The 25,292-nt window shown below is 62.7% G+C and carries 22 protein-coding genes; 11 read left to right on the top strand and 11 right to left on the bottom strand.

Annotated features, from left to right (window positions below):
* Window position 1 precedes the first annotated feature (1 nt).
* Entirely contained in the window at window positions 2-1,051 is a 1,050-nt protein-coding gene (locus tag SS05631_RS22490; RefSeq protein WP_037419581.1) for a LacI family DNA-binding transcriptional regulator, read from the bottom strand.
* 267 nt (window positions 1,052-1,318) lie between these two features.
* On the opposite strand from SS05631_RS22490, the gene SS05631_RS22485 reads away from it, so the two are divergent.
* Entirely contained in the window at window positions 1,319-1,522 is a 204-nt protein-coding gene (locus tag SS05631_RS22485; RefSeq protein WP_037419741.1) for a hypothetical protein, read from the top strand.
* 9 nt (window positions 1,523-1,531) lie between these two features.
* On the opposite strand, the gene SS05631_RS22480 is transcribed toward SS05631_RS22485, so the two are convergent.
* Both SS05631_RS22480 and SS05631_RS22475 read right to left on the bottom strand, forming a co-directional pair.
* On the bottom strand, window positions 1,532-3,526 hold the full coding sequence (locus tag SS05631_RS22480; RefSeq protein WP_037419578.1) for a cellulose synthase catalytic subunit: 1,995 nt from the start codon (window positions 3,524-3,526) through the stop codon (window positions 1,532-1,534).
* Window positions 3,508-4,740: an efflux RND transporter periplasmic adaptor subunit gene (locus SS05631_RS22475; RefSeq protein ID WP_037419575.1), complete on the bottom strand. Its 1,233-nt coding sequence runs from the start codon at window positions 4,738-4,740 to the stop codon at window positions 3,508-3,510. The genes SS05631_RS22480 and SS05631_RS22475 overlap by 19 nt, the downstream gene beginning before the upstream one ends.
* A 413-nt stretch (window positions 4,741-5,153) precedes the next feature.
* Between SS05631_RS22475 and SS05631_RS22470 the strand changes: the two genes are divergently transcribed.
* The 6 genes from SS05631_RS22470 to SS05631_RS22445 all read left to right on the top strand — a co-directional run bounded on the left by SS05631_RS22470 (window position 5,154) and on the right by SS05631_RS22445 (window position 11,917).
* Window positions 5,154-6,848, top strand: coding sequence for an EAL domain-containing protein (locus tag SS05631_RS22470; RefSeq protein ID WP_037419571.1), 1,695 nt, complete (start codon window positions 5,154-5,156; stop codon window positions 6,846-6,848).
* Window positions 6,849-6,953: 105 nt separating this feature from the next.
* Window positions 6,954-7,472 (top strand): hypothetical protein, encoded by a 519-nt coding sequence (locus tag SS05631_RS22465; RefSeq protein WP_037419567.1) that lies wholly within the window; start codon window positions 6,954-6,956, stop codon window positions 7,470-7,472.
* Window positions 7,469-8,647, top strand: a complete 1,179-nt coding sequence (locus SS05631_RS22460; RefSeq protein WP_037419566.1) for a class I SAM-dependent methyltransferase — start codon at window positions 7,469-7,471, stop codon at window positions 8,645-8,647. Before SS05631_RS22465 ends, SS05631_RS22460 begins: the two co-directional genes overlap by 4 nt.
* Entirely contained in the window at window positions 8,644-10,998 is a 2,355-nt protein-coding gene (locus SS05631_RS22455) for a SpoIIE family protein phosphatase (protein WP_037419564.1), read from the top strand. The genes SS05631_RS22460 and SS05631_RS22455 overlap by 4 nt, the downstream gene beginning before the upstream one ends.
* 4 nt (window positions 10,999-11,002) lie before the next feature.
* A complete protein-coding gene (locus SS05631_RS22450) occupies window positions 11,003-11,563 on the top strand; it encodes an ATP-binding protein (RefSeq protein WP_037419562.1) in 561 nt (186 codons plus the stop codon).
* Window positions 11,564-11,578: 15 nt separating this feature from the next.
* Window positions 11,579-11,917 carry a hypothetical protein gene (locus SS05631_RS22445; RefSeq protein ID WP_037419559.1) on the top strand — a complete coding sequence of 113 codons (339 nt, stop codon included), beginning with the start codon at window positions 11,579-11,581 and terminating at the stop codon, window positions 11,915-11,917.
* A gap of 55 nt (window positions 11,918-11,972) precedes the next feature.
* Here the strand turns inward: SS05631_RS22445 and SS05631_RS22440 are convergent, their stop codons facing one another.
* Entirely contained in the window at window positions 11,973-13,130 is a 1,158-nt protein-coding gene (locus SS05631_RS22440; RefSeq protein ID WP_037419556.1) for an AraC family transcriptional regulator, read from the bottom strand.
* A gap of 334 nt (window positions 13,131-13,464) precedes the next feature.
* On the opposite strand from SS05631_RS22440, the gene SS05631_RS22435 reads away from it, so the two are divergent.
* The 4 genes from SS05631_RS22435 to SS05631_RS22420 all read left to right on the top strand — a co-directional run bounded on the left by SS05631_RS22435 (window position 13,465) and on the right by SS05631_RS22420 (window position 18,381).
* Window positions 13,465-14,508, top strand: coding sequence for a UDP-glucuronic acid decarboxylase family protein (locus SS05631_RS22435; RefSeq protein ID WP_050988262.1), 1,044 nt, complete (start codon window positions 13,465-13,467; stop codon window positions 14,506-14,508).
* On the top strand, window positions 14,508-15,494 hold the full coding sequence (gene galE / locus SS05631_RS22430; RefSeq protein WP_037419550.1) for a UDP-glucose 4-epimerase GalE: 987 nt from the start codon (window positions 14,508-14,510) through the stop codon (window positions 15,492-15,494). The genes SS05631_RS22435 and galE overlap by 1 nt, the downstream gene beginning before the upstream one ends.
* Window positions 15,491-17,347 (top strand): glycosyltransferase family 2 protein, encoded by a 1,857-nt coding sequence (locus SS05631_RS22425; protein WP_050988261.1) that lies wholly within the window; start codon window positions 15,491-15,493, stop codon window positions 17,345-17,347. Before galE ends, SS05631_RS22425 begins: the two co-directional genes overlap by 4 nt.
* Before the next feature lie 92 nt (window positions 17,348-17,439).
* Window positions 17,440-18,381, top strand: a complete 942-nt coding sequence (locus SS05631_RS22420; protein ID WP_037419547.1) for a glycoside hydrolase family 26 protein — start codon at window positions 17,440-17,442, stop codon at window positions 18,379-18,381.
* Between the two features lie 117 nt (window positions 18,382-18,498).
* Here SS05631_RS22420 and SS05631_RS22415 read toward each other — a convergent pair whose 3' ends face one another.
* From SS05631_RS22415 to SS05631_RS22385, 7 genes are all read right to left on the bottom strand, one after another.
* Window positions 18,499-18,798, bottom strand: coding sequence for a hypothetical protein (locus SS05631_RS22415; RefSeq protein ID WP_234819760.1), 300 nt, complete (start codon window positions 18,796-18,798; stop codon window positions 18,499-18,501).
* A 139-nt stretch (window positions 18,799-18,937) separates the two neighbouring features.
* Entirely contained in the window at window positions 18,938-19,375 is a 438-nt protein-coding gene (gene arsC, locus SS05631_RS22410; protein ID WP_037419541.1) for an arsenate reductase (glutaredoxin), read from the bottom strand.
* 151 nt (window positions 19,376-19,526) lie between these two features.
* Window positions 19,527-20,300, bottom strand: a complete 774-nt coding sequence (locus SS05631_RS22405) for an intradiol ring-cleavage dioxygenase (protein ID WP_037419735.1) — start codon at window positions 20,298-20,300, stop codon at window positions 19,527-19,529.
* Window positions 20,301-20,394: 94 nt separating this feature from the next.
* Window positions 20,395-21,699, bottom strand: coding sequence for a Gfo/Idh/MocA family oxidoreductase (locus tag SS05631_RS22400; RefSeq protein ID WP_083854058.1), 1,305 nt, complete (start codon window positions 21,697-21,699; stop codon window positions 20,395-20,397).
* A 160-nt stretch (window positions 21,700-21,859) separates the two neighbouring features.
* Window positions 21,860-22,684: a sugar phosphate isomerase/epimerase family protein gene (locus SS05631_RS22395; protein ID WP_037419537.1), complete on the bottom strand. Its 825-nt coding sequence runs from the start codon at window positions 22,682-22,684 to the stop codon at window positions 21,860-21,862.
* Window positions 22,685-22,704: 20 nt separating this feature from the next.
* Window positions 22,705-24,120 carry an enolase C-terminal domain-like protein gene (locus SS05631_RS22390; RefSeq protein ID WP_095678067.1) on the bottom strand — a complete coding sequence of 472 codons (1,416 nt, stop codon included), beginning with the start codon at window positions 24,118-24,120 and terminating at the stop codon, window positions 22,705-22,707.
* Window positions 24,121-24,127: 7 nt separating this feature from the next.
* Window positions 24,128-25,291, bottom strand: a complete 1,164-nt coding sequence (locus tag SS05631_RS22385) for a dihydrodipicolinate synthase family protein (RefSeq protein WP_037419479.1) — start codon at window positions 25,289-25,291, stop codon at window positions 24,128-24,130.
* Window position 25,292 lies beyond the last annotated feature (1 nt).

Raw genomic sequence — 25,292 nt, 5'->3', positions numbered from 1 at the left:
ACTATTTCGCCGATCTCGGGGGCGGCGCGATGCTGCCCCTCAGGATCAGGCGGCAACCGAGTTCGAGCCGATGCGCCGGGCGCAACGGATCGTTGGCGATCAATCTTTGCTCGAGCAGCGAAAGCGCCGCGGCGCCCAGGCGATCGGCCGGCATCTGGATGGTGCTGAGCGGCGGCGCGCTGAACTCGCCCGGCACGATGTCGTCGAAGCCGAGCACCGACATATCCTCCGGCACCCGGATACCGGCCCCGGCGAGCGCGTCCAGGCAGCCGAGCGCCAGGTTGTCGGCAGCGCAGAAGACCGCCGTGGCGCCCCTGAGTTTGCCATCCGCTTGCAGGAGAGCGCGGATCACCTGCTCGCCGTGGCGCGGCACATAGCTCTCGGCGACCACGACCATGTTCTCCGGGGCCGGCAGGCCGGCAACCAGATGCGCATCGACATAGCCGTCATAGCGCCGGCGGATCGTCGTGCGGCCCTGCCAAGTCAGGTGCAGGATGCGGCGGTGGCCGAGCGAGAGCAGATGCTCGGTGCCGAGCCGCGCTCCGAACCGGTTTTCGACCGTGACGGTATCGACCAGCATCGACGGATCCTCGCCGTTGAGGATGACCATCGGCTTGGCAAGCGTCGAAAACGCCCGGATGAGCTCCGGCCTGTCATCATTGAGCACCAAGATGCCGTCGACATTCTCCTCCTCCGCCGCGGTGCGCACCTCGGCGGGATCGAGGCGGGTGTTGGCGCTGACGAAGGGGACGATGCGGATTCCGCGCCGCTCGCATTCGCGCCGCACACCGTTGAGGATCGTCCAGCTCACCATGTTGAGGTCGCTCTGCGGCGCCGCGTCACTCGTCAGGGCGAGCAGAACGACACGCACTGTGGCGATCGTCGCCTTTTTTCGCCGGCTCTCGAGATAGCCGAGCTTGCGCGCGGATTCGAGCACCCGCTCGCGCACCTCGACGGTCAGCGGCGCCGTGCCGTTCAGCGCGTGCGAGGCCGTGCTGAGCGAGACCCCCGCCTCGCGCGCCACGTCCTTGAGATTGGTTTTCCGTTCCACGATCCGATCCCGTTCCGCTGCTGCAGCGCAATGCCCCGGTCCAAGGCAGGCGGGCGAGCCGCCTGTGCATCCACTCAAACCATACCAGCGCGGCAATCCGCAAGCCTTAAGGCCTCGGCGCCAATGCGATGCGCAGCCCGATCCCCAACGACGCCGATATGCTGCGACGCCCCTTCACGCGATGAAGCCGGACCAGCGCGAAACTTCCGAAGGGTTGACACGCCCACCCGCAAATGAGAACATATCATGAACAAACCGGAGGCTTCCATGACCCATGCGGAAGAAGTCATCGAGCGCGCAATGGCGGCAGTCGCCGCGGTCCGCAGGCAGCGGGAGCGTGATCAGGAGCGGCGAAGACAGGCATTCGGACGTATCCAGCTCGGACTTCCGCTGCCCACGCTCAAGCACGGCATGCAGCTTTCACTGGAACTCGACGAAGGGCGGCAGCGCCGTGGCACGGCGGCGAGCTAGGTCCTGTGATTAAGCGGTGCGCGTTCGGCCGAAGGCGCGCAGCATCAGATTTACGGAAACTGCCACCTTGTCGATATCCGGAACCTCCTGGGAATAGTTGCCGGTATAGAGCTTGATGATCATCTTGTCGCGCTCGAAGCCACGCAGATCGAAGTGGAGATGCAGGTAATAGCGCCGCTGGTCACCGGAACGGCTGATGTCGCCGCGCCGCTGGGTCACCTGTTTGAGCTCCGCCTGAAGCGGCGCGAAACCTTCGAGGTTCAACGTAACGCGGGTCGACTTGAACCTTGTTTCGGTGGGAACCGCTACAACTGCCTTATCGAGCGAAAGGCTCACCAGGCGCCCGGCGCTGCCGTCGACATCCGCGGCTTCGTCGAGCTTGAAGGCCTGGAGAAGCCGGCGCGGCTTCTCGAAGCAGATCAGCGAGGCGATCACGAGGACGACGACGTTGAGGCCCGACCAGAGCGCCGCAATCGTCGAGAAGGACCCCTCGATATGTGCCGTCTCCGGAACGATGTTGATCAGTAGCCCTGCCGCCGTGACGACGATGAAGGCTGCGATCCAGGTAAAGGTATAGGCATCGAACTGGTTTTCCTCGTTGCCGCTGCCCTTCGGGGTCACCTTGAAAGGCTTGCCGAACGGCCGCACCAGACTCGAAAGCACCGTCGGCAGCATGCGAAAGGTGGCGAACGTGCCGACGGCGGTGGAGACCAGCGGCAGGTAGCGGGTCGGCGCCAGCCAGAGCATCAGCAGGAAATAGGCGGTCAGCAGCGGTATCTGGTTCGAAACGTAGTCGGCAACATCGGTGAAATAGAGCGGCAGGGCGCCGAACCAGAGATAGACGATCGGTACGAGAAGCACGGCGAAACGGACCAGATATTGCACCAGCCAGGACATCGGCAGGAACATGATGCGCTGGAAGAGCGAGAGGCCCGGCCCACGCAGGGGACCGTTATGCAGGTAGAGCGTCTGGATTCCGCCCTGGCACCAGCGTTCGCGCTGGACGAAGTAGCCGGTGAGGTTCTCAGCCGCGAGGCCCATCGACAGCCGTTCGTTGAGATAGCGGGTCTTGTAGCCCTTGTTGAGCATCGAAAGCGTCGTCAGCAGATCTTCGGTGATCGACTCGGTCGGGAAGCCGCCGATCATATCGACCGCCGTGCGGCGCGCGATCGAACAGGAACCACAGCAGAAACTCACGTCCCAGCCGTCCCGGCTCGGCGCGATCTCGTCGAAAAACAGTCGCTGTTCATCCGGCCATATATTTTCGAGACCGAGGTTCGATTGCACCGGATCGACGTTGAAGAAATGCTGCGGCGTCTGCACGATGCCGATGGTCTCGTCCAAAAAGAATGGCAATGTCCTCCGCAGAAAGCGGCGATAGGGGACGAAGTCCGCATCAAAGACGGCAATGAAGTCGCCGGAGCTGACCCGCAAGCCATTGTTCATGTTGCCGGCCTTGGCATGGGCGTTGTCGTTGCGCGTCACGTGAATGGCGCCCCGCCCTTCGCAAAAGGTCCTGAGCCAATCGCGCCGCCCGTCGTCGAGCACATAGACCGCGAGCTTGTCTTTCGGATAGTCAAGCGCCAGCGCACCGACGATCGTTCGTTCCAGCACGTCGAGCGGTTCGTTGTAGGTGGGAATGAAGATGTCGGCGCTTGGCAGCTCGCTCTCCGGCCGCGCGAAGAACGGCCGCGCAAGCTCGTCCGCCTCGACGCTGCGGTCGATATAGCGGCTCATCAGGATGAGGAACAGCACGACCTCGGAAAAGGCGAGCAGCTCGACGATGAACACGAACCAGACCCAATAGAAATTCGCGCCGTCATTCGGATAGGGGAGAACCGTTTCGGTGAAACGCCAGATCATGTAGCGCAATGCCACGGCCGCGACGAACGCACAGGTAATCGCCCTCGCCCGGCTTTGATGACGCGACCAATTGGATGGCCCGAGCAGGAAGAAGGCGATGACCAACAAGGTCGGCGCGAGCGCTAGAAGAGATTGAACCACAGGCTTTCAAACCAACGCGTCAGACGGATGTTGCGTTTGGAGAACCGCACCTGCGCCGTGCGTCCCACCTGGCAAAAATTGGCAAAATCGGTGTTGAGCGCCGACGGCGTCAGCGCGACGCGGATCCGTGCACTGCGCTCTTCGGTTTCCGGCTCGTTGGCGGCAAGCGAGTCTTTTTCCACGACCGCGGAACTGCCCTTGACGGCCTGTACCTTGCCCTTGAAGACATCTCCGCGGCCGAACAACCGGACCTCCGCTTCGCGGCCGGGATAGATCTCGTCGTAGTCAACCTCCGGTACGAGAATATCGACGAACAATTCGCGGCAGTCGAGAATGCGCATCATCTCGTTGTTCAGAACGACGTTGGAACCGCTGACAACGTTCCTGCTCCAGACGACACCGCTGAACGGAGAAGGGACGGTTGCCGACTCAAGGCTGCGGACGCGCTTCTCCTCCTCAGTCATCTGCTGCGCCGCCTGACTTGCCCGCGTCTCATTCTCGGCAATGCGGGTGTCGAGATCGTTGATGCGAACGATCACCTCGTCCTGGCGCTGCCGTGAATAGGGCACGTCGTTCTGACCGTCTCCCAGGACAAAAATGCCCTGTCGGACTGCCTCGAGGCGTTGCTGCAGCAAATCGACAGTCAGGTTGCTGATCTCGACCTCGCCTCCCGTTGCTGCGCCGGCGGCCTCGGCCGCCTCCACCATCTTGCGCGTGAATATCCCCTTCGACTCCAGCTCCTGGCGACGATCGAGGTCGACTTTCGCCACCACGTCCTGGGCACGCGATACCTCGACGCGCTTCTGCAGAATTTCGAGCTCCCGCTCCAGGCTGGCGATGGTCGCGCTCTGAAAGACACCCATCCGCTGGCCGAGTTCGTCTCGCAGCAGGGCGAGCGCGTCGCGCTCGCGACGCAGTGCCGTGACACGCTCGACCGCCGTGCCATGCTCGGCGCGAAGCGACGCAAGAATGGCGCGGTTGACGCGATCGTTGCGGATGACGGCGAGGGATTCGCCTTCCGTGACAGGCGTGCCGATCCTCGGCGGAGGCTTGGAAATCTCGCCATCGATGGGCGCATTGATGATCGCGAAGCGGGCGTTGACCGTGCCGTCCAGGCTGGTATAGCCGGTCAAGTCGGGGAGCAGCACGGCAATGGCGACCGCCAGGAGCAGAATGCCGACCGAAACACGCGTAACACGATGGTTCAGGATCACCTTGGCCGCCCTTACTCAATGCCCAGACCAGTTCCCACGCAGCCGGTACGCTCCATCGGTCGACTTAGGCGCACGTCGCCGGCACGATTTCGGCTGCTGTCACTCGTCAGCATTTAGCGTCATTCAGCGTTGAACAACCCTCAAAAATTGCAGGTTTTGGTAGTGAGAACATAAAAAAACCAATGTTTGGCCGCGCAAGCTCGACGTTTCCGACCGATGCCGCCGGCGCAAGCACCTTCAGAAAACGGTGGCTCGTCGAGCACGCGGCATTGACCAGGAAAATGACCGCGATAATTTCTGAACGAAGGGTTGCATCGAGTGACAGGATTGCGTTCGGTCAAGGGCAATATCGTCGTCGGCCACCAGAGCGGCACAATTCACGCGAGTGCAGTGGAAAGGGAACGGAGGCCAGCATGCCTGACGCGGATGCGACGAAGTCTGCCTCATCTTCCGTCGAGAGCGACTTCCTAGCCCACACCGACGAGCTCATCTCCTTTTACGACGATAGCTTCCAGCTCCTCGATTGCTCGATGCCGCAACGGAACGCCTCCTCGGTCGACTCCCTGGTTGAGGCGACCCTGTGGCATGTCTATCCCGAGCTCCTGGCGCCGAGGCCTAAGGCCGCGGTCGATTTCGTCGTCACGAACGGTATTCCGCGCAGCGTCGAGATTACCGATGCCAAGGGCCGCGTCCACCGCACCCTGGTCGTCTTTCGTACCGATCGCGGCATTGGTGTCGTGGAAGCGAAAAGCGACTCCACCTGCCGCGAGACCTCCAGCCCGAGCGAAAGCGATCGCGCGCTGCTGCTCCACCAGGCGACCCACGATGTTCTGACCGGACTGCCCAACCGCCGGCAGTTCAGTGACCAATTGCGGGATGCCCTGCCGGTGCCAAGCGGCGCGAAACTGGCGCTCATGCAGATCGACCTCGACGACTTCAAACCGATCAACGACACGCTCGGGCACGGCGCCGGGGACACGGTCCTGAAGATGGCGGCGGAACGGATCAAGGGCGTGCTCGGAGATCGTGAGCGTGCCTATCGGCTGGCCGGCGATGAGTTCGCCGTCATCCAGTGGAAACTGGAGCAGCCGAGGGAGGCCGAGCGGCTCGCCGAGGCGATCGTCAACGCTTTCAGGGAGCCGTTCGCCGTCGACGGCATCAACCTGTTCGTTGGAGCGAGCGTCGGCATCGCGATCGCCCCGGCGGACGGAAACGAAATCGAACAGTTGATGAAGGCCGCCGACATCGCGCTCTATGCGGCGAAGAAAGATGGCCGCGGCCGGGCAAGGACATTCACGCGATCGATGCTGATCGTGCTCGAACAGCGCGAAATGCTGCGCCGCAGTCTGCGCACCGCCCTCCAGGAGGGGCAGTTCTTCATCGAATTCCAGCCCTTTGTGAAGCCGCGCGCCTCTGTCGTCGGCTTCGAGGCGCTGTTGCGGTGGCGTCATCCGCTGGTCGGCATCATCCCGCCGAGCGTCTTCATTCCGATGGCGGAAGCCGATGGGCTGATGAGCGAAATCGGCCAGTGGATGCTGGAGCAGGCCTGCCGGGCCGCGATGACCTGGCCGTCGCATTTCACGGTTGCGGTCAACTTGTCGCCGGCGGAATTCCTGCACGAGGGCCTTACCGATCGCGTCGCCCAGATCCTCGATCTGACGGGGATCCGCGCCGACCGCCTCGAACTGGAAATCACCGAATCGGTGCTGCTCGAACGCACCATCAACAATCTCGATACGCTCAACACCTTGAGCTTGCTCGGCGTTCAGATTTCACTCGATGACTTCGGCACCTACTACTCTTCGCTGAGCTATCTTAAAAACTTCCCCTTCGACACGATCAAGATCGACCAGTATTTCATCAAGGATCTTGAGCACGACGAGAAGAGCCAGACGATCGTCCGCTCGATTATCGCGCTGGCCCACGGCCTTGGCATGGATGTGACGGCCGAGGGCGTGGAGACGGAAGGCCAGGCCGCCTGGCTTCAGAAGGAGGGCTGCGACCGGCTGCAGGGCTATTTCCTCGGCTTCCCGCTCCCTGCAGCGGCTATCGGCGATTTCCTGCGCAAGTCGGGGGCGATCCCCCTGGCAGGCGCTCTCAGGACCTGACGGGGCTCGACGCAACCTGGAGTATTCTGGCGATCGACGCCCGTCCGTTATAGTCATGGGAGAGTGAGCGAATCAGGATTCGCTCATGCAGTCGGAGAAAGCAGCATGAACGCAGCCCACAGGCAGCCAACGGAAACGAAGTTCGAGCCCCTGCTTCAGTTCGAGATGGAGATGGGGACCTTCCTGTCCGATTGGCACCATTGCGATCAGTTGTCGACCTACATGGCACGGATGATCAGCCACAACCGTACCGACCCGCTGCGACATTCGAACTTCTTCTCCTCCGCGCTCAACGAACTCCTGGAAGTGTCGTTTCGCGGCGGCTCGCCGGAGGGCCGCATCGGCTGCGCAGTCTATCGGCAAGGCCCGAAGGAGCGTGTGAAACTCTCCTTTCCGTGCCCGCCGGGCCAGCGGCAGTTCTTCCGCGAGGCGGTCGCCAGAACTAACGGGAACGACGCATACGCCCGTTATCTGGACGCTCTTTCAACCGATCTCGCACCAAGCCGGGAGGTGGTGCTCCTGGACCTGGCGATCAATTTCGATGCCGAGATTCGTCTCGAGGAACAGGACCCGCCGTCGATTACCATCGTTGTGGATCTCCCCCTTGAAGGAATTGTCAGTTGAGTACGGCAATGCTCGCAGCGCCCTTCCAGGCAGAATTCGATGCCAACAGCCAGGAGTTCTCCTTTGCCGGCGTCGTCCGGCCGCGCTCGGTCGACGAGATTGCTCAAAGCATTTCGATGTTCAGGAACGCCATCGAAGAGGCCCGCGGCGTCCTTTACATCAATGTGAAGCGCCTCGCGCAGATGAACAATACGGCCTTCCACGCCTTTTCGCGCGTGGTTCTGGACGCCTGCCGCACGCGCTCGGACATCCGCTTCGTCGTCGTCACCTCGAGCGTCGTCGGCTGGACCGAACGGATGTTCCGCCATCTCGGCAAGATCGAGCCGCAGATCAGCGTCGAGGTCTATGATTCGAAATTCTATCCGGGCCAGGCCTTCGTCGAAGACACCAGCTTCATTCCGATCCTGCGCACGCAAACCAAGATGACGTGGCGCCACGAGCGCAAGATCCTGCCGCGGCACGGCATGCGCCCGGGGATCACCATGGCCGACATCTGCTGCGGCATCGGCGACTTCGCGGTGCTGGTGCGCAAGGAGTTCCAGCCGGCACGTATCGTGGCACTCGACCACTCGAAGGCAAGCCTCGCCTATGCCCGCGACGTGGCGTCGAATTTCGGCATCTCGGATATCGAATATTCCTATGGCGACGCGTCCGAAATGCTGCTCGAGGACAACCAGTTCGACCTGGTGACCTGTCGCCATTCGCTGCAGATCTTCAATCAACCGGACCTCCTGCTGAAGGAGCTCTACCGAATCTGCAAGCCGGGCGGACGCGTCTACATCACCAATGAGAAGAATTCGCACTGCCTCGGCGAACCGCGGGCGCAGAGCATCCAGTGGACCTATAACGAGGTCGCCAAGCTGTTCGCCCATTTCGAGATGGACGTGGAGCTCGGACCGAAGAGCCGCCGCTATCTCGCCGATGCCGGCTTCGACGACATTCTCGTCGAGTCCTTCATGGTCACCAACCAGGACGGCGACCCGCAGGACTTCGCCGACATCATCACCGCTTGGGAGAACGTCTATGCCGGCGAGATGGCCGTGAAGCGCGGCGATCCTCCGGAGTTCATCGAGCGCTTCCGCCAGGGCTTCCGCGACCATATCTTTGCGGCCCAGCATCCCAAGGGCTACGCTGGCTGGCCGATCTGGGCAGCATCAGGGCGCAAGCCGCTATGAACCAGTTCAAAATCAGCCGCTTCGGTTTGCGTTCGTTCCGCGCCAAATTCATCCTCGTGGTCGGCGGCGCTGTGCTGTTCGACCTGCTCGTCACCGGGGGACTTGCGCTCTTCAACGTGCAGCGCCTGTCGCGCGATGCGACGACCGAGGTCGGCCAGGGTCTGGAGAAGGCCAATCAGGACTATATTCGTTCCTATGCGGAAACGACTGCCGCACGCGTCAACCTGCTTCTTAACCAGGTTCATTCCGACGTCGGCACGCTCGCCGGCGTGCTCCAGGCGCAGATCGACCGCCCGGTCAGAAAGTCGCAGATCGGCGAGGCGATGTCCCGCGGCGCCCCCGGCGCCGTGACGGTCACCTATGATGCGAAAGGCGGATGGGCCCAGAACCTGCCGGGGCCGCTGTCGGTCGTCAGCGTCTGGGGATACCTGCTCGACGCCAACCACGTCCCCCTGCCGGAGGTGCAGACGGATATCGAAAACAGCGCCGTCCTCGACCTGGTCGCTCCGAGCCTCCTCGCCAACGGTCAATCGAAGCTGCAGATGTATTATATCGGCCCGAAGGAGCGGCCGATCTTCCGCACGGCCCCTTATACGGAACAGGCCCAGACCTTCGACCGGCTGTATCCTGGCCATAACCAGGCCGAGTTCTGGCCGTTTTTCTTCCCGGGCCTCTACGAATCGTGGGAGCAATGGGCAAAGAACCCCGCATCCCGGCCGGTGAACAGCGACATCACCCAGACGGCGCCCTATACGGATGCGATCACCGGCAAGCTGATCGTCAGCTTCTTCCAGCCTCTCTGGTCACGCGACCGCGACCAAGTCGCGGGTGCCGCCGGCGCCGATATTACCCTCGACCAGCTGGCGGAGATCGTCGAGAACGTTCGGGTCGCCGACAACGGCTTCGGCTTCCTCACCATGTCGGACGGCAATGTCGTCGCCATCAATCCGGTCGGCGAAAAGGTGATCGGCCTTCAGTCGTCGAGCGACACCAGCAGCCAGGGGGTGACCGGTCTCGATCGCTCGTTGCGAAACAGCGCGCAAGCCGCGATCGCCAAGCTGCCGCTGAACCAGGATGGCCTGCTGCAGCACGTCCTGCTCGACGAGAACGGCGAGAAGGTGCCCTATCTCGTCGTTCTGAAACAGCTGCAGCCGACCAATCTCTGGTTTTCCGGCCCCGTCCGGCGCGAATCCATGCTGCTCGGCATTGTCGTGCCCGAGCGGGAGATCTACGCCTCGCTCTTCGCCGCGCAGGCCGGCATCACCGAAGCGACCAACCGGATCCTGATCTATCAGGTCCTGGCGCTGCTCGTGTCGCTGCTCTTCGTCACCTCGGCGGTGTTCGCCATATCGAAGCGCATCACCGGCGGCATCAGCGCGCTCGCCGACGCGGCCCGGCGCATCCAGACCAAGGACTATTCCGTCCGGGTCGATATTTCGACGCGCGACGAGGTCGGCGAAGCGGGTGCCGCCTTCAACCGCATGGCCGAGCAGATCAGCTACCACACCGAGAACCTGGAGCAGCTCGTCGAGGATAGGACGAAGGAAATCGAAGAGGCGAACCTGCAGATCTCGGCGCTCAACGAGCAATTGCGAAGCGAGAACGTGCGCCTGAGCGCCGAACTTGACGTCGCGCGCCGCATCCAGTTGATGGTGCTGCCGAGGGCTAGCGAGCTTGAGGAGATTTCCGACCTGGAAATTGCCGCCTATATGCGCCCCGCCGACGAGGTGGGCGGCGACTATTATGACGTGCTGAGGGACGGAGAGCGGCTGAAGATCGGCATCGGCGACGTGACCGGGCACGGGCTCGAAAGCGGCGTGCTGATGCTGATGGTTCAATCGGTGGCGCGGGCCTTGCAGGAGGCCGGCGACATGGATCCGTCGCAATTCCTCAATCGGGTCAACCGCGCCCTCTACAAGAACATCGTCAGGACCAACGCCAACAAGCACCTCTCGCTTGCCTTCCTGGACTATGACGGCAAGAGCCTGATGCTATCGGGCCAGCATGAGGAACTCATCGTCGTCCGCGGCGCCGGAAAGGTCGAGCGGATCGACACGATCGATCTTGGTCTGCCGATCGGCCTGGAGCCCGACATCTCCGCCTTTGTGGCAACGCAGGAGATCGCCTTTGCCAAAGGCGACATGATCATCCTCCACACCGATGGCGTGACCGAGGCGGAGGGGCCGAACGGAGAGTTTTTCGGCATTGAGCGGCTTTGCGAAAGTGCGCGTCGCCGCCACGGCCAGAGCGCCGAGGACGTCAAAGCAGGGATTATCGAGGATCTGATGACGCATATCGGCGCACACAAGATCCACGACGATATAACAGTCGTAGTGATGAGACACAGGTAAGCGGATGACGACCTTATATGGAATGGCAGACCTCGCCATCGGTACGGGCGAAAACGTGACAACGCTTCGCCTGTTCGAAGGCCCGCTCGACTTGAGCTGGAAGCACTGCGCTATGACCTCGGATTTCGTCGCCGAGTTCGTCGCCTTGCGCTATCGGACATCCCGCAACCTCTACAAGGAGGTGCGCCACAATGTCGGCTATCTGACGAACGAGCTCATCGAGAATGCGGTGAAGTTCCGGGCCTCGGGGGAAATCGTCGTCGAGGCTGCGGTGGCGTCCAATGCCTTTCGCGCCAAGGTCTCCAATTTTGTCGACAAGGACACGGCGCAGCGGTTTCAGCATCTGCTGTCCGAGATCACCACGGGGGATCCGGGCGAGCTTCTGATCAAACGGATTGAAGAGAATGCATCGGGGGATAGCCCGAGCGGCTCCGGACTTGGCCTTCTGACGCTCATGAGCGATTATGGCGCTCATTTCGCCTGGGTCTTCGGAACCGGCGAAAAGGGGAGCCGTATCCCGCTGGAGACCTATGCATCGATTACAGTCCCCGAACCCTCGAATTGATGGGCAACGAAAAACATGGAAATCAAGGAAGAAGAGTATCGCGTTTGGTCGGAGGGCAAGGACATATACTTCGACGGCACCATGCGGCTGCCGAGCACGGAGGCCTACGCCCCTATATATTCCTTGGTGATGAGCATTCTCGAAACCGAGCCGGACCGCCTGACGGTCGACGTCACCGGCTTGCAGTTTCTCAATTCGTCCGGCATCAACCTGCTTGCCAAGCTGACGATCGAGGCCCGCAAGCGGCCGAACATCCAGTTCACCGTGCGCGGGAGTTCGGAGTTTCCCTGGCAGTCGAAATCCCTGCCGAACCTCAAGAAATTGCACCCCGGCATTGACCTCCGGCTCGGCTGAAACCGGGCAGCACGATCGCATCACGCCCATTGGACCAGCCCGAACTCACATTCGATCAGGTGCCGAGCGCCTTCAGCCAATCGCCGATCGTCGATCCACGGTGTCTCCCGGCCGGAACAGCTGGCGCGACTGGGCGTTCGGTCGCCGCGGCCTTTCTGATTTCCCGCGGGCTCACCCCGAATTCGTGGCTGAAGGCGCGGGTGAAATTGGCGGCGACGTCGAATCCGGCGGCCTCGGCAATCTCGGCGATCGGCCGGCTGTCGGCCGGATCGCTGAGTGCTGCATGCGCCTGCTGCAGCCGGCGCCTGCGGATATAGTTGAGAACGCCACCGCTCGCTTCGAAGAGCTGGTAGAGCCGGGTGCGCGAGACGCCGATCGCCCGGGCAATTGCATCCGGCGTAAGCTCGGCGGAGTGCAGGTTGAGATGAATATAGCGGTGGGCCCGCTCCATCATTCCCTTGTTGGTCTGCAACCCGCCGGCATCGGGTCTCGCCGACGAAGCGACGCAGGCGACGACCATGTCGTGCACCGTTTGGACGATCCGCGGTATCTCCTCCGCCGTCAAGCGATCGAGGCGCGGCTCGATGCCGTTGATGTAGTTGATCAACAGATCGGCGAGGTTGCCCGACAAGACCAGATTGTTGGTTTCGCCGAACACGGCGGCATCGTCGGCGAATAGCTCGTAGGGCATGAAGAGAAGAACGGATTCCGCCGCCGTCGCCCGGCCGCGGAACGGGTAGCCGAGCGAGCGGAACACCAGCCTGCCGGGCCCGTTCTCGGCAACGCGGCGGTCAACCTCCGTCCAGGTCATGCCGCTGCGAAGCAGTTCCACATACCAGTGGTCGATCGGGCTGGCGCGCAACATCGCCTGCGGGCGGAGGTAGCTGTGCCCCGGCGCGCGCTGTTGGACGATGAGCAGATTGCCGCAATGCCATGCGGTCTGTTCCGCGACAAACCCGTCCTCGGGCGGAATATTGTCCGGCAATCTGACCTCGACCAAGGGCGCCATGTGGGCTCGCCAGGCCTGAAACTGCTCGTCCGGTCGCAGGTTTCGAGTCGAGAAATGCAGAGGCGTCAATGCCGGCGACGCTGCGGAGCGCGACGCTTCAATGGGAGCGTCGCGCGGCCAACGGCGGCGTTCCGGCTGCGGCTGCGTTGCAGGCGCGACAGCTTCATCCTCTTCCGAGCCCGGCCCCGTGGGACGATCACGCATACAGACTCTCCCGCCCTCGAATGCAGGCGATTACACGTCTTGAGGGTAGTTACCTACACGGCCGCATCGTCGTATGGCGTCGTGCAGGGCCCACCCAGCACTTAGCAGAACCCAGTTCTACGCCATTTTTAGTAGAAATGCACGGCCCGATAACTATCGGGATTGCAGGATAATGACAATCGCCCCGAGCGGTTGTAATCATACATTCATAGTCATCGCTAAGTATTGAGTAAAAGCGGTGAAACCATATTGCTTGTATATAATTTAAATTACCAAATCATACTGTCCGAGTGAAATTATTATAAAGTTGGTTTATTGGTTTTTGGGGACACGTATGGAATATTTTGAAAATGTAATCAGTGGAAATTCAGATAAATTTGACGAACAGGATAAAGTATTGCGTAGTCCGGCTATCCGGCGACGGATTCTGGTAACTGGCGGCGCAGGTTTCCTCGGGTCACATCTTTGCGAACTGCTTCTCGAGGCAGGGCACGAGGTAATCTGCGCCGACAATTTCTCGACCGGTTTGCGCCGGAACATCGAATCTCTGACGCGCTTCAACGGTTTCAGTCTCGTCGACCACGACATCATCGAGCCGATCGATGTTGAAGTCGACGAAATCTACAATCTTGCCTGCCCGGCCTCGCCGCCGCACTATCAGGCCGATCCCATCCATACGACGAAGACCTGCGTGCTCGGCAGCCTCAACATGCTCGAGCTTGCGGCCCGCAACGGCGCGCGCATCCTTCAGGCCTCGACATCGGAAGTCTATGGCGATCCGCAAGTTCACCCCCAGGTGGAGGGCTACTGGGGCAACGTCAATCCCTTCGGCCCGCGCTCCTGTTACGACGAAGGTAAGCGCTGCGCCGAAACCCTATTCTTTGACTTCCACAAAACCCGTCAGGTCGAGATCAAGGTGGTCCGCATCTTCAACACCTATGGTCCGCGGATGCGCCCGGATGACGGCCGCGTCGTGTCGAACTTCATCGTCCAGGCACTCAAGGGCGAAGACATAACGATCTTCGGCGATGGCTCGCAGACCCGCTCCTTCTGTTTCGTAGACGATCTAATCGACGGCTTCATTCGCATGATGGCCTCGCCGGCATCGCTCACCGGTCCGATCAATTTCGGCAATCCCAGCGAATTCACGATCGCCGCGCTCGCCGAACAGGTGATCGAACTCACCGGCTCGCGGTCGAAGATCATCCACCGACCCTTGCCGGTCGACGACCCCCGCCAACGACGGCCGGATATTTCGCTTGCCGAACGGGAACTCGGCTGGCGCCCCAAGGTGGAACTTGCAGCGGGCCTCGTTCACACGACCAGCCATTTCGATGCACTCCTCGCCCAGGCGAACGAACTCATGGAGGTTGCCTGATGGATATCCCCCGCATCCTCGTAACCGGCGGCGCCGGCTATATTGGCAGCCATACGGCGAAGCTGCTTCGGCTTGAGGGTTTCGAGCCCGTCACCTATGACAATCTGACGACCGGCAACCGCTCGTCGGTGCGCTGGGGACCGTTCATCGAGGGAGATATCCTCGACTCGGCCCATCTCATCGAGATCATCGAGCGCTATGCGCCCGATGCGGTGATCCATTTCGCCGCTTCCGCCTATGTCGGCGAATCTGTCGCCGATCCGGCGAAATACTACCACAACAATGTGTGCGGAACCTTGTCGCTGCTCGACGCCTGCCGGCGGACGGGGCTTGGCAACCTGATCTTCTCGTCGAGTTGCGCCACCTATGGCGTGCCGGCCGTGCTGCCGATCGACGAGGCGACGCCGCAGCGACCGATCAATCCCTATGGCCGGACGAAGCTTATCGCCGAGCACATGCTGTCGGACTACGCTGGCGCCTTTGGCCTCTCCTACGTGGCGCTGCGCTATTTCAACGCCTGCGGCGCCGATCCGGAAGGCGATCTCGGCGAGTGGCACGATCCGGAGACGCATCTCATACCGAGGGCGCTGATGGCGGCGGCCGGCCGAATCGGCCAGCTCGAGGTCTTCGGTGATGATTACGAGACGACCGACGGGACCTGCGTGCGCGACTACATCCACGTCGCCGACCTCGCCCGGGCGCATGTGCTCGCCTATCGGCATCTTGCCGGGGGCGGCAGGAGCCTCGCCGTCAATCTCGGATCCGGCCGCGGCTTCTCGGTCCGGGAAGTGCTGAGCGCGATCGGCGAGGTTACCGGAAAAAACGTGCCGGTGGCGATCCGTCCCCGTCGGGCCGGCGATCCGCCGGTTCTCTACGCCGATTCGAAGCTCGCCCGCGAAGTGCTGGGCTTCTCGCCGCGCTATTCCGACCTAAAGACCATTGTGCGGACCGCCGCCCCGTTCTTCGGACTCGAGGCGCGTCAATGACCCGCCACGTCAAGACTGGCGGCATGGCCGCTGAGGACACGGTCGACGAACCACTGCTCGTGCCAGTGCTGACCGGATATCGCCGGGCCGAATACCTTCTCGGGGCGGCGATGTGGCTTGCCGCGCTCGCCTATCTGTGGGCCTGGTGGCTGGAGCCGCGCCACCACTGGGACATCGTCGGGAGCCTCATGGCGACGGCGACCCTCGCCTGGATCACCCTTCTGCCGGGCTACTTCATCGCGATTTTCTATCGCGCGAGGAAGCCGAACGGCCGGCTGCGGCTGCCGGTCGAAAGCCGCGTCGCCATGGTCGTCACCAAAGCGCCCTCCGAACCCTTTGCCGTTGTGGCCGAGACTCTCAGGGCAATGCTTGCCCAGGATGTGCCGCACGACACCTGGCTTGCCGACGAGGACCCTTCGCCAGAAACACTCGACTGGTGCCGAAGGCAAGGCGTGTTCGTCTCGACTCGCAAGGGCCGCGCCGACTACCACCGCACCGCCTGGCCGCGGCGCACGCGCTGCAAGGAAGGCAATCTCACATTTTTTTACGATCATTACGGCTACGGCCGCTACGACTTCGTCGCCCAGCTCGATGCCGACCATGTTCCGGAACCCGGCTACCTTTTCGAAATGTTGCGTCCCTTCGCCGACCCGAAAGTGGGCTACGTTTCGGCTCCGAGCATCTGCGACAGGAACGCCGCCGAAAGCTGGGCGGCGCGCGGCAGGCTCCATGCGGAGGCGAGCATGCACGGGGCGCTGCAGGCCGGCTATAATGGCGGCTTGGCGCCGCTCTGCATCGGCTCGCACTACGCCGTCCGCACCGCCGCCCTCAAGCAGATCGGCGGCCTCGGCCCCGAGCTTGCCGAAGACCATTCGACGACGCTGATGATGAATGCGGCCGGCTGGCGCGGCGTGCATGCGCTCGAGGCGATCGCCCACGGCGATGGGCCGCGCACCTTCGCCGATCTGGTCACCCAGGAGTTCCAGTGGTCGCGCAGCCTGGTCATGCTGCTCCTGCAGTATTCCCCGCGCCTCGTTGGCAAGCTGCCGCTGCGGCTCAAGTTCCAGTTCCTGTTCTCGCAGCTCTGGTATCCGCTCTTTGCGTTCTTCATGGCGCTTATGTTCGCGATGCCGGTCATCGCGCTTGCCCGCGGCGAAAGCCTCATCGCCGTCACCTACCCCGATTTCCTGGCGCATTTCGCACCGCTTTCGATCGTCCTGATCCTGATGGCCCATCGCTGGCGGGCAATCGGAACCTTCCGGCCCTTCGACGCGAAGATCCTGAGCTGGGAATGCATGCTCTTCCTCTTTGCCCGCTGGCCCTGGGCGCTGGCCGGCACGCTGGCTGCCGTTCGCGACTGGCTCACGGGATCCTTCGTCGATTTCCGCGTCACCCCGAAGGGAACGTCGGAAGTCGACCCGCTACCGCTGCGTGTTCTCGCACCCTATGGCGTCCTCTCGCTCGCGGCGGTCCTTCCGGTGCTGTGCATCGGGGATGTCGGCGAGGCCAAGGGTTTTTACCTGCTGGCGATCATGAATGCGGCGATCTACAGCCTGCTCCTGATCGTCATCGTCCTCCACCATGGGCGGGAAAACAGGATCGCCTCGGCACGGCGCTTCTATCGTCCGGCGATGGCGGCCGGCCTCTTGTCGCTCGTCATCCTGCCCGGCATCGCAACCGCCGAGCACGGCAAGGACAGCCTCGAGGCGCTCTCCTGGGGATCGGATCACCTTCGCCTTTTCGAGGAGCGCTACTCGGTGGCGGGTGCGGGCGGAGCGACCTCGCGCAAGACCGTGTTCCGACCTCGGTGGATCTTTCTCCCGGACGATCAGCCGCATGCGGAGGCCAGGTAATGACAGGACGAATTCGACTTCGCCGGTTCGGCTCGACCTCACAAGGCTCGTCGAACCAGGACCATGAAACAGACCGCAGATGGAGCGACAGGATGAACAGGACATCAAGGACAATCGGCTTCGCCCTTGCCAGCCTCATGCTCTCAGGGGCCGTGCTGGCGGCGAGCTCCCCCGGCGGTCGTGCCGGAAATGCAGCCGAAACAATAGACAAGCGGCCGATCTTCACCCAAGACTCGATCACCTTCGGTGCCTATGATCCGCATGGAGACTTCGAGGAGCAGTCGGCTTCCAGGATTGAACACCTCTTCCTGCCCTGGGAAGACGTCGATCTCACAACCTTGAACATAGCCGATGAATACGCCCACGCGCGCGGACGTACGTTGATGATCACCATCGAGCCCTGGTCCTGGTCGCCCAAATGGCGCCTGTCGTCGCAGGGGCTGCTCAAAAGCATTCTCGGCGGGGAGCGAGACCAGAACATGGCTGCGGTCTGCTCAACGGCTGCCATGCTGAAAAGCCCGCTCATCATCCGCTGGGGCCAGGAAATGGACGAGACGGACAACCAGTTCTCCTGGGCGCACTGGCAGGGCACGGAATTCGCCGCCGCCTTTCGCCGGATAGTCAAGGTCTGCCGCGAGCATCTGAAAGATGCGAAGTTCATGTGGTCGCCCAAAGGCAACGAGGGGCTCGAGGCCTTCTATCCCGGTGACGACGTCGTCGACGTCATCGGCCTCTCGGTCTTCGGCTATCAGAAATACGATCAGGACAAGACCGGCCGCGATCAGACCTTCGTCGAGCGACTGGCGCCGGGCTACGAGCGCGTCAAGACCTACGGCAAACCGATCATCGTTGCCGAACTCGGCTATGAAGGCGATGCCTCCTATGTCAACGGCTGGGCCGAAAACGTGGCAAAGCGCCACACCGAATTCCCCGCGCTCACCGCCGTCGTCTACTTCAACGATCGTGAAATCTATGACTGGCCGGACGGTTATGGCCGGCCGGACTGGCGCGTCGTTCGAGAGACATCCAATTGATTAGAATCTGCATGTCCGCGTCTCACCGGAGACATGCAGTAGGAGTTGCGCATTCCCGAGCCGGCGCAAAATCCGGCTCCGCAGATGAGCCCACGGCCTCGGCGCGCAACTCCGCCCCTATCTCAAGAAGCAGCTTGACGTTCTGCCGAACCCGCTCGGCGTGCAGATATAGGGGGCGCGGCCGAGATAGGTGGTGCGCACAACCTTGGCCGCCCGCTGGGTTGCGATAACAGGCTTGATCCTGGCAGTCTTCTTGGCCGGCACGGCATAGCCGACCTCTTTCGTCAGCGAGGCGGTCTTGATGCTTTGGTCCGCAGTGGTCGAGCACCCAGTGAGCGTCGCGGCCAGAAGCACGGCGAGCGCGCAACGCACCAAGTTCCCGCTGCCGAATGACCCGGACGAAATCTTCCCTTGCACTTTCACGGCTCGCACTCCCCTCCGATCAGATGGGAGCACCGTACCGGCGAGGCTTTAAGTCGCCGTGCAGAAAATACTTACAACTTGAGCGATCCCGGCAAAACTGGCCAGAAAGCCCGCCGCGCGAGCAGCGCTCTTCTTATGGCTGGACGCGGCGGCCGCTCGCATCGACGACGACTTCGCCGTCCTCCTTCGCGAAGGCGCCCTGCTGCCCGCTAGGCAGGATATCCAGCACCGATTCCGACGGGCGACACAGTTTTACCCCGAGCGGCGAAACGACAATCGGCCGATTGATCAGGATCGGATGCGCGAGCATCGCGTCGAGAAGCTGGTCGTCGGTCAGGTTCCTATCCGAAAGGCCGAGCTCGACATAGGGTGTCCCCTTCTCGCGCAACAGCTCACGCGTCGAAATGCCCATGCGTGCGATCAGCTGCTGAAGCTCGACACGGCTTGGCGGCGTCTTCAGATATTCGATCACCTGCGGTTCGATGCCGGCATTGCGGATCATCGCCAGCGTGTTGCGCGAGGTGCCGCAGGCTGGATTGTGGTAGATGACAATATCGACGGGATCGTTCATCGACGTCAGGTCCTTTTCGAATGCTTGTCGCCAAACTGTGCAGCCGTTTTGGGACAACGACAGGCACAAAGCAAGGATCAAAAGCGTTCCAGTCGCCCCGATCTCGCCGAGCTTGGCTCGCGGGCTTCTTTCAGCGGGTGGAGCAGCGGGATCAGGCCGCAACGCCGATCGTATAGCTTGCCTGCAGCACGCCGGTATCGAGCTTCTCGAAATCGAAGATGAACCGAGCGGCATCGCTCGAGGCGAACACCGTATCACCGCCGTTCATGGTGGCGCGCACCGGCCGCGCCGCATAGTCCGGATGCCCCTGATAGACGAGATTGCTCAAGGCGTCGTCGAAGAGAAGCTGGCTGACGAGCAATTCGCGGTCGCCGAGCAGAATGCGCAGATGAATATGGACGGCACGGCTCGGATACCAGCCGGGATAAACGGTGAGGAAGCTGACGACGCCATTGGCATCGCTGACCTGCCGGCCGCGCAGGAAGCTGGTGGCTCTGGCCTCGGCATCGTCGGCATTGCACATCGTCGCCGCCTCGCCCGAATAGACGCCGCGCGCATCCGCATGCCATATCTCGACATCCGCTCCCTCGACAGGCTTGCAGGTCGACGCCTCGACAAGGCGAAGGCTGATGCGGGTCGGCAATCCCGTTACGCCCTCGGTGACATCGCTGCGGACCGGCACATCGTTCGTGTGGCAGGGGCCGAGCGTCTGGGCAAGCGTCGCGATGCATTGCGGCTCGGCGCGGAAGATCGGCTCCGGCAGTGCACCGGTGATCCCCGCCGTGCCGCCCCCGCGGAAGTCCGACGCCTTCCAATCAAAGCCCTGGAGGGAGATCGGCTCGCCGCTGCGGCTGCGGGCCATGAAGGCGATCCCGGCTCCCGCAACAAGGGCGCCGCCGCCGAGAATGATCGTTCTTCGCTTCATCGGCATCGGAGCGCTCCGTTTACGAGGTCGAGGTGCGAGCCGACCGATAGCGTAATCCGGTCTCGGAACGAAGCGGAAGCTCTCCAGCCCGACGTTATCGGCGTCCGCCGGAGGCCGAGGACTGCGCCGCAAACCGCGCCACGGACCGCTCCTTGAAGAGATCCGGCATAAGATCGGCCAGCCGTACCTGTGTTCCGCTGCGCGAGCTTTCCAGCGCGGCGATACCGCAGAGAACCGATAGCGCCCCTGCCCGGGCGCCGGCGCGTTGTCCAAGTGGGTCGGCGATGCCGGGCTTGAAGATCATGTTGCGCATGCGATCGTCGCCGCCATAGTGCCCGCCGGAAGAATGCGCCACCTTGATGCGCTCGACGGGCGGCTGGCCCTTGGGGAAATTGCGAACCAGCAGGATGACGTCCTCCGGCGGCGTCTCCCAGGGCTGGTCCTCGTATTGGCGCAGCTCGATCCGGCCCTTCGTTCCGTTGAAGGCGATGTGATGGCCCTCGATCGGCTGGAAGGTGTTCAGCGAATAGGAGACATGGACGTCGTTGCGGTAGCGGATGTTTGCGACCATCGTGTCGGGAATGTCGATGTCTTCGCGGAAGACGCAACCGTCGCGGAAATAGCCGTCGATCTCCGAAGGCTGCTCGTAAAGCGCGTCGAGGAACGGATCGGCACTGATATCCAGATAGAAGTCGCAGCTTGCCTTGTGGGGACAGAGCTTGCAGCGCGGGCCTCGGAACGGCCCCTTGCGGCCATACATCTGCAGTTCGGCAAAGGCGCTGACCGTTTCCGGGTCGCTGTCGAGATACCAGTTTAAAAGGTCGAAATGGTGCGTCGCCTTGTGCACGAAGAGGCTGCCGGAGCGGTCCGTGTAGGCATGCCAGCGGCGGAAATAGTCGGCCCCGTGGCGGGTATCGAGATACCAGTGGAAGTCGACCGAGGTGACGCGGCCGATCTCTCCGGCGTTGATGAGTTCCTTGATGCGCGCCGCCGTCGGCGCGAAGCGGTAGTTGAAGGAGACATCCACACGCTGGCCGGTGCGCTCCTCCACATCGAGAATGCGGCGGATTTTTTCGACCGTCGTCGCCATCGGCTTCTCGGTGATGACGTCGGCGCCGGATTCGAGCGCCTTGACGACGATGTCGTCATGGGTGTCGTCCGGGGTGCAGACGATCACCAGGTCCGGCCGCGTCTCAGTCAGCATCGCGTCGACGTCGCCATAGATCGGCGCATTGCTGGCGATCATCGTGCGGGCACGCTCCGCCCGCAGCGCATTGGTATCGGCTATGGCGACCAGATCGACGAACCCGCGCCAACCGGCGAGAAGGTCCTTGCCCCACATGGTGGTGCCGCGGTTGCCGGTGCCGACCAGCGCAAAACGGCGTTTGTCATCCATCATCTCTCACGCAATCCTGTCTGGAGTGGCACCGCACGACCGGCGGCAGAAAGAACAACATGTAAATTTAGAATACATGTTAGCGGCCGATATCGGCGAAAGTCAACCGATAAACCCGGACGTCCGCCTTCTACTTGTAAGATGCATATCCGAGTTCACCATCTCAGCAGCAGCTTCGGAAGCGTTCGACGCAGGTGGCGATCACCTCCTCGGCCGGGCGTTTCCACCAGTTGTCGGCGGAGAAGATCTCGACCTCCTGGGCTCCAAGGAAATCCGCCGCCTCGATCATGCCGCGGATTTCCTTGAGGTCGATGACGCCGTCGCCCATCATGCCGCGATCGGTGAGCATGTCCTTCGTCGGCACCAGCCAATCGCAGATGTGATGCGCGAGGATCGCCCTCATTCGGCCGGCCCGGGCGATCTGGTTGGCGAGATTGGGATCCCACCAGACATGGTAGACGTCGATCGCGATGCCGACGCCCGCGCCCAGCGTCTCGCAGATGTCGAGCGCCTGGTCGAGCGTGTTCACGCAGGCCCGGTCGGCCGCATACATCGGGTGGAGCGGCTCGATCGCCAGCGGCACGCCCGCGGCGCGCGCATGCGGCAGCACGGCGGCGATGCCCTCCTCGACCATCCGTCGCGCTCGATCGATGTCCTTCGATCCGTCGGGAAGGCCGCCGACGACGAGGACCAGGCAGTCCGCACCGAGCGCCGCCGCCTCGTCGATGGCGCGCCTGTTGTCGTCAAGCGCCTTCTCGCGGCCGGCGGCATCCGCCGCCGGAAAGAAGCCGCCGCGGCACAGGCCGGTCAGCTTCAGCCCGTTGGAACGGACGATGCGGGCGGCCTCGTTAAGACCGATCGCCGCTACCTGGTCGCGCCAGGGCGCGATTGCCGTGATGCCGTGCTTCAGGCAGACATCCACAGCCTCGGCGAAGCCGCATTGCTGACGGATCGTCGCCAGATTGATGGAAAGACCCTCGACCTGCATGCTGTTCTCCTCCCGGTTTCTCAGCCCGTCATCGACGCCCAGTCCGGCTCGACCGAGGAGCCGAGGCCGGCCGCCCTCAAGACGGATGCGAAGGTGATTTCGCCGTTTCGGATGGCGAGACGCGCCCGTCGGGCGGCGCTTTCGTAAAGCTCGCCATGAGCGGCAAGATAGGCGCCCTGCTCCGCTGCCGGCGCTCGCCCCATGCCGTCGACATAGTGATGGCCGTTGCGCTCGATATGCCCGGCGCCTATCAGCGCTGCCAGCACGAGATCCTGTTGAAGGCCAAGACCGGCCTGCGTCGTCAGATCCTCGGCGGACATGAAGTAGCGGCTGTTGCCGGCATGGCCATTCCATTTCTCGACGCGGGCGCGATTGATCAGCGAGCGATAAAAGCCTTTGCAGGATTTTGACGAGATGCCGGCATAGCCAAGCTCGCGGGCCCGCAGAAAGGATCCGACATCGCCATCGGACTCGTCGATCTCGAGCGGCAGGCGCTCGGCGATCGCCGCCACCGATTTCGACAGCGCCTCGGCGCGCGCGATCGGCTGCTCGAAGAACAGCACGGATGCCCGCAGCCTTTTCAGGCGGGGTTCCTTCTCGATCCGGTCGAGAAGGTCGGCGACCATTTCGCCGCGTTCGAACTGCTCGTTGCCGTCGAGCGTCACGCGATAATCTTCACCATTGTGATCGAGCACCGCGGCGATCGCGACGAGCCGCTCGCAATCTTCGGCGGGACGGCCGGAAACCTTGATCTTGAACCAGCGGTGGCCGTAGGCGGCGATCACCTCGTCGAGCGTCTGCGGCAGCCCGTCTTCGAGCCGCTGGCCGGGTTCCAGGTCGGCCGTACCCAAGGCGTCCGCAAGGCCGATCGTGTGGCGGACGGCCAGCGTCGGCGAAGGCGCCAGGCGCGACAGGAAGCGAGGCAAATCGAAACCGGCGAGATCGGGCGCGGTGGCGTCGGATATCCCGAGCAGATTGCGCGTGACTGCCTCTGCGGCGCTGACGCCGTTCATGCGGCACATTGCATCGATGATGGCGCGGTCTACAAGCGCCAGCCCATAGGAGGCGACCAACGCGGGCAGGCCGTGCCGCGCCGCATTTCGGTGATGGTCCGCCTCCGCGGCGGCATGCAAGCCGAATGCCGTATCAGCCTTCAGCGACCGCAACCCCCCAATCGCCAGGCGAAGCGACATGCGGAGCTGCTCGACATTCTCTCCGGGCGACAATTCCGGGTTCTTGTCGAACCATTTCGGCATCATCATCTCGGCCGACCAGCCGGCGCCCGAGCGGCCGCGTTCATCCTCGATCCGCACCCGAACGAAAACCTGCGGCGTGTTCTCGACACGCGCCGCGCCGAAGCGGAAGGGAAAACGGAAGTCGACCGGCCGCTCGAAGACTTCCGCTTCGACGAGCCTGATGCGATGAACTTCGCTCATGCCCGCCTCAGTCAATGCCGTGAACGGCGAGTACGCGCTTCATGCGCGCGAGCGCCAGTTCCGGATCGGCGAGAGCGCCTGCCCTGTCCGCCAGCCGGAAGAGTTCGGCAAGATGAGCAAGCGAGCGGGCACTCTGCTGACCGCCGATCATCGCGAAGTGATCCTGCAAGCCGTTCAGATAGGCGAGGAACACGACCCCGGTCTTGTAGAAGCGCGTCGGCGCCTTGAAGATATGCCGAGACAGCGGCACGGTCGGCTCGAGCAGTTCGAAGAAGTCGCCGTTCCGGCCGTGGCCGAGAGCCTCCAGCGCGGCCGATGCCACCGGCGCGATCGCGTCGAAGATGCCGAGCAGCGCGTCGGAATGGCCCTGGTCGTCGCCGGCGATCAGTTCGGCATAGTTGAAGTCGTCGCCGGTATACATGCGCGCGCCCTTCGGCAGTTGCCGGCGCATGGCGATCTCCTTCTCCCTGGAAAGCAGCGAGATCTTGACGCCGTCGACCTTTTCCGCATGCGCCTCGATGACCTTGAGACAGGTCTTCATCGCCTCCATGTGGTCCGCATTGCCCCAATAGCCTTGAAGCGCCGGGTCGAACATCTCGCCGAGCCAATGGATGATCACCGGCTGCTTCACCTGCGAGAGGACCCGGTCATAGACACGGACATAGTCGTCCGGGCTCCTGGCGGCCGCGGCGAGCGCACGGCTAGCCATCAGGATGATCCGCCCGCCTTCGGCTTCGATCGTCTCGATTTGGCTCTCATAGGCCTCGAGGATGTCGTCGATCGTCACCTCCGGGCCGGGCGTCAGATGGTCTGTGCCGGCACCGCAGGCAATAAGCGCACCCGGCCGACCGCGGGCTTCGGCAAGCGCCCGGCGGATGAGCTCGCGGGCCTCCGGCCAGCCAAGCCCCATGCCGCGCTGGGCGGTGTCCATCGCTTCGGCGACCCCGAGGCCGAGGTCCCAAAGCCGGTGGCGGAAGGCGAGCGTCCGCTCCCAATCGATTGCCGGATTGAGCCACGGATCGTTGTCGGCGAGCGGATCGGCGACGACATGTGCCGCCGCGAAGGCTACGCGCGGGAAGGCCGCCGCATCCCGCTTCCTGAGCGGAACCGGCCGGCCGCTGAGCTCGTAGCGGACGAGCCTGCCTTCGAGGGGAAGATCGATGCTCGCCATG

It is taken from the genome of Sinorhizobium sp. CCBAU 05631, assembly GCF_002288505.1.
Lineage (GTDB): Bacteria > Pseudomonadota > Alphaproteobacteria > Rhizobiales > Rhizobiaceae > Sinorhizobium > Sinorhizobium fredii_C.
This window is presented reverse-complemented; position numbering and strand designations above follow the sequence as displayed.

Bases quoted from the DNA above. Each gene is read 5' to 3' on its own strand.
- galE (WP_037419550.1), top strand. From the start codon at position 14,508: ATGGATATCCCCCGCATCCTCGTAACCGGCGGCGCCGGCTATATTGGC.
- SS05631_RS22405 (WP_037419735.1), bottom strand. From the start codon at position 20,300: ATGAAGCGAAGAACGATCATTCTCGGCGGCGGCGCCCTTGTTGCGGGA.
- SS05631_RS22455 (WP_037419564.1), top strand. From the start codon at position 8,644: ATGAACCAGTTCAAAATCAGCCGCTTCGGTTTGCGTTCGTTCCGCGCC.
- SS05631_RS22470 (WP_037419571.1), top strand. From the start codon at position 5,154: ATGCCTGACGCGGATGCGACGAAGTCTGCCTCATCTTCCGTCGAGAGC.
- SS05631_RS22435 (WP_050988262.1), top strand. From the start codon at position 13,465: ATGGAATATTTTGAAAATGTAATCAGTGGAAATTCAGATAAATTTGAC.
- SS05631_RS22385 (WP_037419479.1), bottom strand. From the start codon at position 25,291: ATGGCGAGCATCGATCTTCCCCTCGAAGGCAGGCTCGTCCGCTACGAG.
- SS05631_RS22390 (WP_095678067.1), bottom strand. From the start codon at position 24,120: ATGAGCGAAGTTCATCGCATCAGGCTCGTCGAAGCGGAAGTCTTCGAG.
- SS05631_RS22465 (WP_037419567.1), top strand. From the start codon at position 6,954: ATGAACGCAGCCCACAGGCAGCCAACGGAAACGAAGTTCGAGCCCCTG.
- SS05631_RS22450 (WP_037419562.1), top strand. From the start codon at position 11,003: ATGACGACCTTATATGGAATGGCAGACCTCGCCATCGGTACGGGCGAA.
- SS05631_RS22400 (WP_083854058.1), bottom strand. From the start codon at position 21,699: ATGATGGATGACAAACGCCGTTTTGCGCTGGTCGGCACCGGCAACCGC.
- SS05631_RS22485 (WP_037419741.1), top strand. From the start codon at position 1,319: ATGACCCATGCGGAAGAAGTCATCGAGCGCGCAATGGCGGCAGTCGCC.
- SS05631_RS22395 (WP_037419537.1), bottom strand. From the start codon at position 22,684: ATGCAGGTCGAGGGTCTTTCCATCAATCTGGCGACGATCCGTCAGCAA.
- SS05631_RS22425 (WP_050988261.1), top strand. From the start codon at position 15,491: ATGACCCGCCACGTCAAGACTGGCGGCATGGCCGCTGAGGACACGGTC.
- SS05631_RS22420 (WP_037419547.1), top strand. From the start codon at position 17,440: ATGAACAGGACATCAAGGACAATCGGCTTCGCCCTTGCCAGCCTCATG.
- SS05631_RS22440 (WP_037419556.1), bottom strand. From the start codon at position 13,130: ATGCGTGATCGTCCCACGGGGCCGGGCTCGGAAGAGGATGAAGCTGTC.
- SS05631_RS22445 (WP_037419559.1), top strand. From the start codon at position 11,579: ATGGAAATCAAGGAAGAAGAGTATCGCGTTTGGTCGGAGGGCAAGGAC.
- arsC (WP_037419541.1), bottom strand. From the start codon at position 19,375: ATGAACGATCCCGTCGATATTGTCATCTACCACAATCCAGCCTGCGGC.